The following is a 13,910-nucleotide window of genomic DNA, read 5'->3' on the forward strand; positions in this document are numbered from 1 at the left end:
GGGGCAGTCCAACGTTTTTAACGATGGATTGCCCCTTTTCGGATACTAAAGATACGAAACCAGAATCAGTAGTACGGAGAAATCATCAGATAAACGACAACGCCCGTAAAGCTGACATAAAGCCAGATCGGCATCGTCCATCTGGCGATTTTACGATGCTTGTCCAGCTTCATTTGCAGGCCGCGGACGGCGGACAGCAAGGCAAGCGGCACTACAACGATCGCAAGCAGAATATGTGTGAGCAGAATGAAGAAATAGACAGAGCGCAGCGCGCCCTCTCCGCCGTATTTCGTTGATTCCGTCAAGTAATGATAGGTGACATAGGAAACAAGAAACAGCGTCGTCGATGTGAAAGCCGCCCCGATGAAAGCACGGTGCAGACGAACGTTCTTCTTCAAAATCGCGGCTAACGCAACAGCGAGCGAAATAAAGGTAAAGCAATTGAAAATCGCATTAAGCAGCGGCAATATCGTAACATCGAATCCAATCTCTCCATCATAAGCCGGCAGAAAGAACAGAACGGTAATGATCGCTACCAAGACCAAAGACAAAATCGCAATAAGGGGCCCAACGTTTTTTTCCTTCAACACATAACCTCCTAATAAGCGCCAAAATGTAGACCAAGGGCACTTTTTCTCTATTAACCTTATCCGATTTGCATAGTTCAAATCAATTTGATTTGAGGCGCATATGTCACGAAAAATCGAATTTTCCGCTTTAATGGACAGACAAAAAAAAGGCCTTCCCGCAGGCGAATGACCGCCGGTGCAGGAAAGCCTACTCTTAACTATGAAAGAAACGATTACTCGTAAATGTACGAGCAGCAGTAGTCCGTTACTTCAGCAACCTGAAGCTTGAACTTTGTGTTCGCAGGTACTTTGAATTCGCCTTCGCCTTGAATGTGCAGCCATTCCGTTTCGCCTGGGAGCAGCACTTTCAAATCACCAGCCAAAATCTCCATGATTTCGAGGCAGTCCGTTCCAAACTCATAGTCGCCCGGCAGCATGATGCCGAGTGTTTTTTTGGTGCCGTCCGCGAACAATACAGCGCGGCTCGTTACTTTACCGTCGAAGTAGACGTTAGCCTTCTTGACGATCGATACATTATCGAATTGAGACATAGTAACCGTAATCTCCCTTATTTATCGGATGCTAAGCTTAGATGTGTTATTACAGCAATGCTTTCACTTTGCTCACAACGTTCTCAACCGTGAAGCCATACTCTTTGATTACGCGATCGCCAGGTGCGGATGCGCCGAAACGGTCGATAGCAAGAATATCGCCTTGATCTCCTGTGTAACGCTCCCAGCCGAATGGATGAGCCATTTCGATTGCAAGGCGGGCTTTAACTTCAGGAAGAATAACGGAATTTTTGTATTCCTTCGATTGCTTCTCGAACAAATCCCAGCTCGGCATGCTTACGACACGTACTTGAATGCCCTCTTCTGCCAAAGCTCTTTGAGCAGCTACCGCCAGCTGAACTTCAGAGCCGGTTGCAAGAATTTGCGCTTGCGGCTTGCCGCCCGCTGCATCGGATACAACGTAAGCGCCGCGGCGCAGGTTTTCTTGAACACCGTTAACAGTGCCTTCAAGGATAGGCAGGTTTTGACGAGTCAAAACAAGAGCAACCGGGTTGCCTGTGTTTTCAACAGCATATGCCCATGCAGCGGAAGTCTCGTTACCGTCAGCCGGACGAATAACCGTCAGGTCAGGAATGATGCGGATCGAAGCCAGCTGTTCGATAGGCTCATGCGTAGGGCCGTCTTCGCCAACCGCGATACTGTCATGCGTCAATACATAAACGACAGGCAGCTTCATCAGAGCGGCAAGACGAACAGCAGGGCGCAAGTAATCCGTAAATACGAAGAACGTACCGCCGAATACCTTCAAACCGCTGTGAAGCGCAATGCCGTTCATTGCAGCAGCCATTCCGAATTCACGAACGCCGTAGTACAAGTTGCGCCCATCGTAGCTGCCTGGTTTGAATTGCGGCAAACCTTTCAGGTGAGTCATTGTCGAGCTTTCCAAGTCAGCGGATCCGCCGAAAATGGTTGGCACGTTTTTCGCAAGACCGTTAAGCGCGTTGCCTGAAGCTACGCGAGTCGATACTGCGTTGTCTGCAGTTGTATATGCAGGAAGGTCAGCATCCCAGCCCTCTGGCAATACGCCGGAGATTGCCAGCTCGAACTGAGCCGCAAGCTCAGGGAAAGCTTCTTTATATGCTGCGAAGCCCGCATTCCATTGTGCATTCGCTTGCTCGCCGCTGCTTTTCACTTCTGCGAAATGAGCGCGAACCTCGTCAGGTACGTGGAATTGGTGATCTTCCGACCAGCCGTAAGCTTGCTTCGTCAATTTTGTTTCTTCAACGCCAAGCGGTGATCCGTGAGGACCAGCATGTCCGCCTTTGCCGCCTTTGTTCGGGCTGCCGTAACCGATAACCGTTTTCACTTCAATCAACGTCGGTTTGGACAGATCCGCTTGCGCCTCAGCAACTGCTTTGGAAAGAGCATCGAGATCGTTGCCGTCCTCTACGCGGAGCACTTGCCAGCCGTAGCCTTCAAAACGTTTTTGAACGCTCTCGGAATACGAAAGGCTCAGCTCGCCATCAAGCGAGATATCGTTGGAATCATATAGGACAACCAATTTACCAAGCTGCAAATGACCTGCGAAGGAAGCAGCCTCGTGAGAGACGCCTTCCATCAAGTCGCCGTCGCCGCAAATGGAGTATGTGAAGTGATTGATAATTTCATGGCCTTCTTTATTGTAAGTCGCGCCAAGCTGCTCTTCAGCGATCGCCATACCGACAGCCATAGCAATACCTTGTCCAAGCGGACCAGTCGTTGCGTCAACGCCAGCCGTGTGGCCAAATTCAGGATGTCCCGGTGTCAGGGAGCCCCATTGACGGAAATTTTTCAGCTCTTCAAGAGGCAAGTCATAACCGGAAAGGTGAAGCAGGCTGTAAAGCAGCATCGAGCCGTGACCCGCAGACAAAACAAAGCGGTCGCGGTTAACCCAAGTCGGGTTCGACGGGTTGTGCTTCATGTTTTTCGCAAACAACTGATAACCCATTGGAGCAGCGCCCATTGGCATACCAGGGTGACCTGATTTCGCTTTCTCGATGGAATCGATCGCGAGTGTACGGATCGTATCGATAGAAAGCTGTTCAACCGATTTTTGTGTAACAGTCATTCCAATTTCCTCCTAAGTATCTAATCTAATCTAAGTTCGTATCGTTATAAGGTTTCTCAATTACGATACAGCGTCATACCAGTACGTAATAACTTTGAATATTGTAACACTCTGTATGCTTGTTTTCCATCATTAAAAATAGATTTTTCGCATAAAAATACATCTAGTTGAATACAACCGTCTTATTATGGTGCACGATTACGCGATCCTCAATATGCCATTTTACAGCACGGGCGAGTACAACGCGTTCAATTGTCCGTCCGATCCGCTTCAAATCATCTACATTGTTGCGGTGGCTGACGCGCTGAACGTCCTGCTCGATGATCGGACCCCCGTCTAATTCCTCGGTCACGTAATGCGCTGTTGCGCCGATAATTTTCACGCCGCGTGTATAAGCCTGTGCATAAGGCTTGCCGCCAACGAAAGCCGGAAGGAACGAGTGATGGATATTAATAATCCGATTCGGAAATTGCTCGATAAACTTTGGTGAAATGATCTGCATGTATCGCGCCAGTACGACGATATCCGCTTTATCCGCGACGACCTCCAGCTGCTTGCGCTCCGCTTCAGCCTTCGTGCCGGCTGTAACCGGAATGTAGTGATAAGCAATGCCGAAGGACTCCACGAGCTCCCGCATATCCTGATGATTGCTTATTACCATCGAGATATCGGCATCCAGATCTCCAGCCTTCCACTGCCATAACAGCTCAAGCAAGCAATGATCCTCTTTGGATACAAAGACAGCAAGACGCTTCTTGCGGCTGGCCCGGAATGTATGCCACTTCATATCGAACCGGTCAGCTACTCTGGCAAAATCCTCTACAAGCACCGGAAGCTCCTTATCCAGATCATTCAGATCGAACTCGAAGCGGATGAAAAACATGCCGCCTTCCGGATCCATCGTATATTGATCCGATTGCACGATATTCGCTCCGTGCTCATACAGGAAATGCGATACGGCCGCTACGATGCCCGGGCGATCCGGACAAGAAATAAGCATGCGGGCGCGGCCGCTTTTTCCGCCGATATCATTTGTTATTACGGGCGGGTTAGATTGAGATGACATGGACTTCAAACTTCCTTTCACAACGATATATATGAAATGGGCGAATTAGCCTATATTACACTCTCGCCAGCAGTTCTTTACCACCAAACCAAGCGGTAATACGCTGATTGATTTGTTCCTCCGTCAATTCGGAAGACAAGGGATTACCTGCGAGCACAAGGTCGTACAGACGCTCCATCGGCTCGCGCGGATCAGCTTTTTTCGCTTTCGCGTCATTTTTCAGCAGTTCCCATGTGGACAGCACAAACAATCTAGGATCGATTTCTTGTTTGCCGAAGAAATGATGAAGACGCTCCACGTCCTCGAAAAACGTTTCTCCTAAACGATTTCTCCCATTGCCGCTCAGCAAAGCGATTTCCGCTTCATACATCGGCCGCTCCGTCTTGTCTTCCTTGCCGATCCAAGGCGTCTCCAGAATGAATGGACGTCCTTGGAGGGCTTCATGACCGATGATCCGCTGGATCGCCTCATGTCCAAGCCAGCCTGCGCCGACCGGTGCATGCCTGTCCTTGCTTGCTCCGCGTGGGTTTTTGCTGTCATTCACGTGAACGACCGCTACGCGGTCCAGTCCAACCAAACGATCGAACTGTTCAAGCACGCCGTCCAGATCATTTATTAAGTCATAACCAGCATCATGCATATGGCAAGTATCCATACATACGGTAAGGCGATGATTATCCTGAACCTTATCCATAATGGCTGCAAGCTCTTCAAAACTGCGGCCGATTTCGGTACCTTTTCCCGCCATCGTCTCAAGCGCAATGTTAACATTCGTTTCTTTCGTCCCGGCGAGCACTTCATTTAAGCCCTCCGCTATACGCGCAATGCCATATTCTGCATCCTTATCCGTATAAGCGCCCGGATGAAGGACAATATTACGAACACCAATATAATCCGTCCGGCGGATTTCTTCCTGTAAAAAAGAAACCGCAAGCTCGTAAGTAGAATCCTTATATGAGCCTAAATTCACAATATAAGGAGCATGTACAACAATTTCGTTGATGCCCGATTGCTCCATAAGCGACTTGCCTTCTTCAATATATAACGAATCGATCGGCTTCCGTCTTGTATTCTGAGGTGCGCCGGTGTAGATCATAAATGTGCCTGAACCATAAGATACAGCTTCTTGTGCTGCCGTTAGCAGCCCCTTGTCCGAAAATGATACATGGGAACCTATTTTCAACATGAATATTACACCCCTTTCAGTTGATCAAACCTTATTTTACAAGGAATGTCGAAATAAATCTAGGAATACGGTATAATTCATTATTGAGGTGAAAAACACGTATGAAAGTTGCGCCAGATTGGTTTATGTATTTTATCGTTTTCTGGGCGATCGTCATGGTTGCGGCTATGTCGATTGGCGGATTTTTCATGTTTCGAAAATTTCTCAAGGTGCTTCCGATGCGAGACGGCAAGTCTAAGCTCGATTGGCAAAACTACTGGGTAGATCGCAGCCGCAGCATGTGGAGCGATGATTCCAAAGCGCTGCTCGATGAGCTTGTATCCCCGGTGCCGGGCGCTTTTCGCGATATAGCTAAACATTCCATCGCAGCTAAAATTGGCCAAGTGGCGATTGAACATGGCGCATCGTCAGTTACGCGCGAGCACTGTATCGAAGGCTACATACGAGCTACTCCAAAACGTGATTACCGCAGCCTGGTATCGTTCCTTGAACGTCAGGGAATCGACTATGGACCCTATAAGCATTTACTTAATAAATGAGTTTGAGCCGCCCTGTGCGGCTTGAGCTCATTTATACTTTCGGCAAGAGTTAACGGCCGTGGACCGTTTCTTGCTTTATATCGTTATTTTGCATTTATATAAAAATGTAACCTAATCTGAATTCAATTCGTTATAAAATGCAGGAGGCGGTTCTTATGATGAACTCATCGAAGCGAAGAAGAAGCAAAAAAGCAGCTACAGCAGGAGCAGTTCTTCTAGCTGTTATGCTCGCCGCATCAGCTTGCGGCGGCACGAACACGAACAATGCAAATATAGGGAACAAGCAGCAAGGAACAGTGAACGAAGGGCCGGTTATCAGTGAATTGCCTGAAGAAAGCGGTGTGCTTGAACCAGATGTATCGTCGCCTGAGCCGATTGCAGATGAAGCAGGCAACAGCGGCGCAATTGAGGAACCGGCACCGGCAGAGTCAGTCAAAGTCAGTGAGGGCACTTATAGCGGTCTAATCGACTCGCACTCTATAGAAATTGTAACAGCTTCAGGGGCAATTGCCCTGCAAGTAACCGAAAAGGATATGAGCGCGTTAGAAGCGCTGCCGGACGCTGCAAAAGTAAAATTCGAGTATATGGAAAAAGCAATCGAAGGCGAAGCGGACCTCAAACAAAATTGGCTCGTCAAAATCGAGGAAATCAAGTGATGAGGTAAAAGAAGGAGCGAACAGGGATGCGGGTTGCGATTGCCGGAGGAACAGGCTTTATCGGAAGTGCGCTGACGAAGGCCTTACTGGAGAGAAATGATGATGTATGGATTATTTCAAGGCAGAGTTCAAAGGAGCAGTCAAATCAGTCCGGCTTCACCCAAATAACATGGAGCGAGCTTGAAGCTGCTCCCTCTTTGCTTGAAGGCATTGATGCTATTGTCAATCTCACCGGTGAATCCATAAATCAGCGCTGGACGGCAGCAGCCAAGCAGCGCGTTATGGATTCTAGATTGACGGCAGCAGCCCGCATCTCTAAGCTCGTTAAATTGCTTAAGCACAAGCCGCCGCTTGTCGTTAACGCATCTGGCATTTCTGCTTACGGCATATCGGCAGACGGTATTTTCGATGAAACAAGCCCGACTAAGGTAACTGATTTTTTATCGGAAGTCGTTCAGAACTGGGAGCAGGCCGCAGACGGTATCCCGGCAGAGCGGCTGGTAAAGCTCCGAGTCGGCGTTGTATTGGACAAAAAGGATGGTGCTTTTCCTTTAATGGCCATGCCCTACCGCTTGTTCGGAGGCGGTAGAATCGGCAGCGGAAAGCAATGGCTTTCTTGGATTCATCTTGAGGATATGATCCGTCTTATTTTATATATTATGGACAACAAGCAAATAACCGGGCCTATCAACGGCTCCTCTCCCAATCCGGTAACGAATGATTTTTTTGGCCGCGCGATTGGCAAGGCTATGGGGAGACCGCATTGGTTTCCGGTTCCGGCCTTTCTGATGAGTGCCTTGTTCGGCGAGATGTCAACACTGCTCCTCGACGGACAGCGCGCGCTGCCCCGAAAAGCGCTTGAGCATGGCTTTAGCTTCCGGTATCCGACAGTGGAAAGCGCCATGAATGAACTGGTGGGCCGCGGCTAAACCTGCCTTATCATCCTGATTTCAGCTCATAGGAAGGGCCTTTTGTGCCTGCCAGATGGATAACGTCACCTATTGAAAGCTTATAGCTTTTGTAAGGAATCATCGTTTGTCCATTTAGCAGGCTTCCATTCCTGGAGCCAAGATCCTTCGCCCTATACTCCCCCTTCAAGCTCTCAATCTCCAAGTGAAGACGCGATATGCCGCTAGCAGCATCCGCATAGTTGATCTGCTCTCCCGTCCGGCCTATTTTAAAGCATCCCTCTATTAATTCCAGCTTGTCATGTTGTCCCTCCCAGCTTCTTTGCAGCCATATGGCAGGATTACCCGGATATTGCTCATGCTGATCACGTCCAAGCAGAACCGTCGGCTCGGAAACGGGCGACACGGAATTCGCGGCGGCTGCATGCAGCGCAGCTGCGGAATGAGCTGTGTTTGCCTCATAAAGATCATCCGACGATCGCATTGAAGCAGCCTCGTTTATCTTATGCTCTGCATATATGTTTGCGAGCCCCGGAAACATTCCGGAGTCCGGCTCATATGGCTCAACTGGCTCATATTGGCCTGACTCATATTGGTCTAACTCAGATTCTGCTTCTACCGGGGATGCGTGCGGATTCACTCTTTTCCTCCAAACAAACAATATAGCGACTAGAAGGAGTAAGGTTATCCCCAAGCTGATTAGCAGACTTTGTCTTGTCGCTGCCGCGAAATGGATAAAGCGCCATACGCACGCAATCGCAATGATAAGTCCAGCCGTTAGCATCCATTTTTTCTTTGTCTCCGGCTCTGCCTCCTCTAAAGAGAAAGTACGTGCAATATCAATTTCAGAAGACGTTGGATGACCATTAGTCTCACCCATCTTTTTCGAAAAAAGCTGATGATGAGGCCGCAGAATGGCTTGATCGCCTTGCTCTTCAGCTCGCTGCTGCTGTACGGGCCGAAAAGCTTGCTCTATCTGCAGTGACGGTTGTACCCGATCATGCATCGTTTGTTCTATTCCATTTTGTGGCTTTGAAGATACTTCACCTATTAAATCTAAAAGCGTCGCCCTAAGCTCAACAAGCGGCCATCTCTTTCCGGTCAAATGATGCAGAACGCGCTTTAAACCCTCTCCGTCGATTTTATCGATATATGATGTGAATCGAACGATCAACGACAAAAGGTCGCCTGCTCCGATCATTTGTTCTTCGGCGCCTCCCTTCATTGGGACGTATGCTAGATGAATGTCATGCAGCCTTTCAGAGGTAAAAATAAACTGCTCGTTAAGCAGGCAGCCTTCCGGTCTTAGCATATAGTGCTTGCATTCAAAGAGCGCATCCGTAACGCCTAGTATAAGCGTATAGTATTGCTCCATCGTGAGCGGCTGCTGCTGCAGACGGTGAATGAGCATTTTCATACCTGACAGCTTGTATCGGAAGGTGACTTTGCCGTCCAGTTCGAACCAATCAACAGGCAGCAAATAAGGAATTTTCTCACTGTGAAGCATATGCAGCTCTATCTCGTCCAGCTCGCCTCTGCATATGCCGCTTTCTCTATCAATCGTCATCTCATGCCCCTGGTTCATTTCAAAATCAATTCGAAAGCTTTGCATCTCTCTTATCTCCCTTCAAGCAGCTGGCTTAACTGATCATCGACCATACCGTAACAGCTGCAGGCGCGACCGCCAGCATGAACGGAAATTTATTGCCTGACTCCGCCCATTGCAGCCACTGGCGTTTTCTCCATCCCGCCGCAGGAACGAGGAACGCTGTTACGCCTGCCGCAACCTTTTTCCCAAAAGCACGATTAACCATAATTAGACATCCCCCGATAACACCTGCATACAAAATGGCATACAGCATCATATCAAGAACGGTCCATACCCCGACCCAAGCGCCCAATGCTCCAAATAGCTTCACATCACCGGCACCTATCCCTCTCGCAAGGTGAAGCAGCAGCAAAGGAACAAAGCCTGCAGCAGCACCGGCCGCCGCCGATGCAACACCGTCCATTCCGCTCAGAGCGGTATGATAAATAAATGCAGCGGCAAAAAAGCTTGCCGTCAGGCGATTCGGAATGATTTGCAGCTTCAAATCCGTTATAAAAGCAATAATCAGAAGTACGGCTGCGGCAGCCGTCTGTATGAGGTCCATACTAATCTCCTTTCTGCTGCAGCTTAACAATCCGGTTAATTGCTGCCGCTGCTTTTCTCGACTAAAAAATGCATCGAAACTTGATTGTCCTGCTTGTTCACCTCAGAGGCAGTAAGCTCCCAAACACCTGGAGTCGTATTTCCGGATACATGCCATGTCCACTTTACGTAACCATTGGCATCCGCAGCAGCTTCTCCCAGATGCTTCGCTTTACTTGAGCCGCTTTTGTACATAACACCCAAGGATAAAGCTGCACCCGGTGCTGTTTTCACGGTAGCGGTTGCCTTCCGGCCCGGCCGGAGAGGCGTCGGCTCTATAGCCACGATTTGTATAGGGATGCTATCTTGATTTCCGCTTTCCGCCCCATATCTGGCAGGGGCTGCATCGCTTATCCAAACCCGCTCAGCGGCCTGCTCTTTCAGCACGATCGGCTTGCCGTAAAAGGGCAGCTTCAACGGGAAATCATAGGCCACCGCGATTGATAAATATGGCTCATTCGCCTTCTCCAAATCAGGCAGCGTTAACCATTCCAGCCTTAGCCTCGCCGGCTCAATAATCACTGCATCGGTGAATTCTTTTATTAACGGCTCAACGACAGAGCGTCCTATTTCCGTTGCGGCCATATTTTGAAGCGGCCCGAAATCGCCTCGAAGCGCAGACGACACTAATGCTCCTGCCGGCGACGGCAGCCATTCTGAAGCTTCAGCCGCAATCTCGCTCCAAGCTGGCAAAGGGATGAGCGCCTGCGCTGGCACTGGAATACTGGCTGCTGCCTGCTGCCATGCCAGTTCTACAGGATGAATGTTCGCTGCAATTTGCCTTACCGTTTGGGAGGCCGCCGAATGCAAAGCCATCTGAACAGCGCATAGACGAATTAGCATGACAAACAGCAGCAGCACAATAATAACCATTGGCATCACTAACGCAGCTTCTACGACTATCGAGCCTTGCTCGTCTCTAGTGCGCCTGCATTTAATAGGACCAGCCAATCGTTTGTTTCGTCTCATAACGGTTGCCGACAACCTTTCCATCCAAAAGTCCGAATCGGCCTAAGGTCCGCATTAAGCCGGGAATAAACCATAGCTCCACAGAGACGCTGGCCTCTCCCGTTACTCCGCTGGGAACGGCTGAAAGCATCGTTCCGCTGTTTTGCTCGATGACCGCAATCATACGGGCCAGTCTAGTCTCATGGCCCGCACCATGCATAAGTATAAAAAGCCGCAAATAGTCGGTGTACGAAAGCTCTGCCTTCACATATTTGGATAAGGGCGCTGATCCTCGCTCGGTGAAAGCAAGCATATCTTCAATCGTCTTCTCTAAGCCGTAAATCAGCGCCGCTGACAAAATAAGCAGCGGATGGCCAAGTGATTTGCTTGCAATTAACCCCTCCATCGTCCTCACCGCCAGGCGCGCCGCAAATAGCTCCCCGTATGCAGCTGCTATGTTTCCTACCGGATTGTGAAAGCCATAAATCACATATTCCGCTTCCTGATTATTAAAAGAGACGGCATGCGACAGCTCTGATACATTTCCTTCCGTCATCAAGGATCGCAGATGCTGAGGAGCAAAGGAGACATAGCGGTGAACCACATATTCGCCAAAATAAAGCGAATCTCTTGTTTGTTCCAGCATCCCTGCCATACCCTCAAATATATCTCCCATAGTTGCAATAGACTGCTCTGCTGCCTCATGCGCATCGCTTGCCTGCTCAAGCCCCGATGCAGCATCCGTTTCGCCTAACTGTTGGTTGAACAACAGATTATCGTTAAAACGCTTCTTGACCTGCTCGAAAACCTGCATATGCTCTTCCGTCTGCGGGACAGAAGTCAAGCTGTGAAGCAAGCCCCTCGCCTGCTTCCACAGCGCTCCGGCTTGCTTCTCCTGCCGCTCCAGCTGCGCCGTTACATTGCCTTGCTCTTGTGTCTGCTTTCGGCTGATCATAACGCTGGCAGGCCTAATGTATTTTTCTTCATAGCCCCCGTAGGCGAGCCGCAAGCTAGTAATGCCCTCAAGCCATGTTTCTGCGGCTATACTAGTGATTGGCTTCACCAATGAAGCCAGGCTATTGGTTTGGAAGCCTCCCGCTTCCATATCTATCGCTGCTGCTGCCCTACCTTGCGCCTCCAGCTCCTGCCTATACACACTAAACCAATCATCCGGTTTTACAAGCTCATCTGCCGATTTCTTCACCTGCTCAATATCGGAAGCAGCGCTGGAAGGCACCTGGTATTGCCCAGTTCCCGTTACGCTTCGTCTGGACACAGCATCATAAGCTGCTTGATCGGGCAGCTGGTTCGCTTGCTGAACAAGCCGCTGCATGTCCTCATTCAATAATCTTGCCTCTTCAAGCTCCGTAATGGCATCTGAATGCAGCTTCACATGCCGCTTCAGCATTTCGCCGCTTACCTTGCGCAGCTCTATCGCGAATGCTCTGACTTTTTCCTCGTATGCTTCAATCTCTTCTGCATATCCGGCTTGCAGTGATTGATCATGCATAACTTGCTCTGCATAGGCACCGTATTCCCCTACGATGGTAAGGGCGGAATCGCCAGCTATCGTTACCGCTTCCGGACGAACCGGAATCATCGCATGAATTCCGCTTCCGCTTACCGCCAAAGCTGCCTGCTCCTGCAGCTGAAGCACTCTATCCAGATGGCTTTCTCGTTTCTCGTATAGCTTCCTCATGCCCTCCAGCAGGCCTACCGTAACGGAAGCCTCCTTCATCGCCCCTGCCATCGGCGCAAACCTCGCAGCCAGCTCCAGCGTAAAATCAACAGGAGCTTTATACTTCATCTCCTCCAGCACCTGTCTCGCAAACACTTTATGATTGCCCAGAAACGAAGCTGCATGCAGCGCTGAAGTCTCCAGCTTGGAACGTACCAGCCTCAAACCTTGTTTATCCGATCCGGCAGCTCCTTCAGCATTAGCTGCCATCACTTCCGAGAAAAGCTTCTGCCCCTCAGTTCCGCCGCGGCCGAACAGCCCATATCTCTCATAAAGGGTAGAATCATAGGCAGAGAGCACGGATCGGACGCTGGAGCGGACAGCATCCTCAGTAAGCTTATGCACAGCCGCAATCCGGGCATAATCGATGAGCAAAGAGAAAAACAGCAGCAGCGATGATAATACGATAACCGAAAATACCGTAACTGCCCCATCCTCTCGAAACATCAACCTGCTGCGGAATTTATGTATAGCTCCCACGCCTTTCTTCCCAGTCACAGCTGCCATGCACCTCCATCTTGTCCAATCATTCTCGAAGGACCGATCCTTCATTAAGGCTGCTGCACTTCTGCTGCGCCTTTGTAAGGAGCAAGAGCCTGCCCTGCTTGAGACCTCGATTGCCTTGCCCCGCCTGTCCGATTGGCAAACTTCATTGCATAATACCGCACAAGATCTACGCTTCGTATAAACTCGACGGGATCCACAACAGCTGCAGCCGATACCGTCTTAGGTTCTCGCCGCAGCCAGCTGTTCAAAGCAGCCCGAACCGATAAAGGCGTCTTCAGCCTTACTTCGATCTCTCTTTTGAGGATACCGCCCGAATAGCTAATTTGACCTTTATATTTCAAGCCTGCTTGTCCAAGCCACAGTACCGATTGCTCCATTTTGCGCCCGGATAAATCGCCCTTGCCCGCTTCATCCTTACTTGGCCGAGGAAGCGCGACAGCAGCAGCTGCCTCCTCTCCTCCTGTTCCAAACAAGCTGCTGAGCAGCTTATCCTCGCCAATCCGCCAGTACAAACCGTCATACTCGGGCGAGATAAGCATGCCGTTCCGCGCTTCGCGAAAGCTATTATCCCAGCCGAATGCGGCACGTTCAGCGGTTGCCGATGCGGCATAGTACAGAACCACCTTTTGATACATGTACATGCCGAACAGAATGAATAGTAAAATTAGCCCCATCAGCATCGGAAATACGATCGTCGACTCTAGCGTAAAGCTGCCCTGCTCCTTCTTCAGCCATTGCAGCAGCCTCCCTTTCATCCTAAGCCTGCTCACAAGCTTCACCTACTAACTGAAAATTTTGTCCGCCTCGTCGTCCGCTTTGCCCATCAGCCGTTCAATCAGCTCAATAATCCAATCCTTAAACAGCAATGCTATAATAATGACAACCGCAATAATCAAAATAATTTCCAGTGTTCCCAAACCGTCTTCCTCTGCCCAAAATGACCGGATAGCTTGACCTAGCTTTTTCATCTTTCCATCTTCCTC

At 49.6% G+C, this 13,910-nt stretch carries 14 protein-coding genes; 3 read left to right on the forward strand and 11 right to left on the reverse strand.

The genetic code is table 11. From position 1 onward, the window contains the following. Positions 1-65 precede the first annotated feature (65 nt). The 5 genes from ASG81_RS06080 to ASG81_RS06100 all read right to left on the reverse strand — a co-directional run bounded on the left by ASG81_RS06080 (position 66) and on the right by ASG81_RS06100 (position 5,440). Positions 66-590, reverse strand: a complete 525-nt coding sequence (locus ASG81_RS06080) for a DUF420 domain-containing protein (RefSeq protein ID WP_056630545.1) — start codon at positions 588-590, stop codon at positions 66-68. Between the two features lie 212 nt (positions 591-802). Continuing rightward, positions 803-1,120 (reverse strand): pyrimidine/purine nucleoside phosphorylase, encoded by a 318-nt coding sequence (ppnP, locus tag ASG81_RS06085; RefSeq protein WP_056630549.1) that lies wholly within the window; start codon positions 1,118-1,120, stop codon positions 803-805. Between the two features lie 49 nt (positions 1,121-1,169). Beyond that, the gene (tkt, locus tag ASG81_RS06090) at positions 1,170-3,188 is read right to left on the reverse strand and encodes a transketolase (protein WP_056630552.1); all 2,019 of its coding nucleotides are present in this window, start codon (positions 3,186-3,188) and stop codon (positions 1,170-1,172) included. 163 nt (positions 3,189-3,351) lie between these two features. After that, positions 3,352-4,254: a formyltetrahydrofolate deformylase gene (gene purU, locus ASG81_RS06095; RefSeq protein ID WP_056630555.1), complete on the reverse strand. Its 903-nt coding sequence runs from the start codon at positions 4,252-4,254 to the stop codon at positions 3,352-3,354. A 55-nt stretch (positions 4,255-4,309) separates the two neighbouring features. Continuing rightward, positions 4,310-5,440, reverse strand: a complete 1,131-nt coding sequence (locus ASG81_RS06100) for a deoxyribonuclease IV (RefSeq protein WP_056630558.1) — start codon at positions 5,438-5,440, stop codon at positions 4,310-4,312. Positions 5,441-5,541: 101 nt separating this feature from the next. Here ASG81_RS06100 and ASG81_RS06105 point away from each other — a divergent pair, with 101 nt between their 5' ends. The 3 genes from ASG81_RS06105 to ASG81_RS06115 all read left to right on the forward strand — a co-directional run bounded on the left by ASG81_RS06105 (position 5,542) and on the right by ASG81_RS06115 (position 7,564). Next, on the forward strand, positions 5,542-5,979 hold the full coding sequence (locus ASG81_RS06105) for a DUF2621 domain-containing protein (RefSeq protein ID WP_056630561.1): 438 nt from the start codon (positions 5,542-5,544) through the stop codon (positions 5,977-5,979). A 155-nt stretch (positions 5,980-6,134) separates the two neighbouring features. Next, on the forward strand, positions 6,135-6,635 hold the full coding sequence (locus ASG81_RS06110; protein ID WP_056630563.1) for a hypothetical protein: 501 nt from the start codon (positions 6,135-6,137) through the stop codon (positions 6,633-6,635). 26 nt (positions 6,636-6,661) lie between these two features. After that, complete coding sequence (locus ASG81_RS06115; protein ID WP_056630566.1) at positions 6,662-7,564, forward strand: TIGR01777 family oxidoreductase; 903 nt, start codon at positions 6,662-6,664, stop codon at positions 7,562-7,564. A 10-nt stretch (positions 7,565-7,574) separates the two neighbouring features. Here ASG81_RS06115 and ASG81_RS06120 read toward each other — a convergent pair whose 3' ends face one another. Genes ASG81_RS06120 through ASG81_RS06145 form a run of 6 tightly spaced genes read right to left on the reverse strand, consistent with a single transcriptional unit; the run spans position 7,575 to position 13,895 of the window. Beyond that, on the reverse strand, positions 7,575-9,155 hold the full coding sequence (locus ASG81_RS06120; RefSeq protein ID WP_056630569.1) for a DUF6382 domain-containing protein: 1,581 nt from the start codon (positions 9,153-9,155) through the stop codon (positions 7,575-7,577). 28 nt (positions 9,156-9,183) lie between these two features. Next, complete coding sequence (locus tag ASG81_RS06125) at positions 9,184-9,696, reverse strand: A24 family peptidase (RefSeq protein ID WP_056630572.1); 513 nt, start codon at positions 9,694-9,696, stop codon at positions 9,184-9,186. A gap of 35 nt (positions 9,697-9,731) precedes the next feature. Then, positions 9,732-10,703, reverse strand: a complete 972-nt coding sequence (locus ASG81_RS06130) for a TadE/TadG family type IV pilus assembly protein (RefSeq protein ID WP_162254998.1) — start codon at positions 10,701-10,703, stop codon at positions 9,732-9,734. Then, on the reverse strand, positions 10,669-12,927 hold the full coding sequence (locus ASG81_RS06135) for a hypothetical protein (protein ID WP_056630577.1): 2,259 nt from the start codon (positions 12,925-12,927) through the stop codon (positions 10,669-10,671). Before ASG81_RS06135 ends, ASG81_RS06130 begins: the two co-directional genes overlap by 35 nt. A 44-nt stretch (positions 12,928-12,971) precedes the next feature. Beyond that, positions 12,972-13,682, reverse strand: coding sequence for a TadE/TadG family type IV pilus assembly protein (locus ASG81_RS06140; protein WP_056630581.1), 711 nt, complete (start codon positions 13,680-13,682; stop codon positions 12,972-12,974). Between the two features lie 27 nt (positions 13,683-13,709). Then, complete coding sequence (locus ASG81_RS06145; RefSeq protein ID WP_056630584.1) at positions 13,710-13,895, reverse strand: Flp1 family type IVb pilin; 186 nt, start codon at positions 13,893-13,895, stop codon at positions 13,710-13,712. Between the last annotated feature and the right edge of the window lie 15 nt (positions 13,896-13,910).

Source organism: Paenibacillus sp. Soil522, assembly GCF_001428245.1.
Classification (GTDB): domain Bacteria; phylum Bacillota; class Bacilli; order Paenibacillales; family Paenibacillaceae; genus Pristimantibacillus.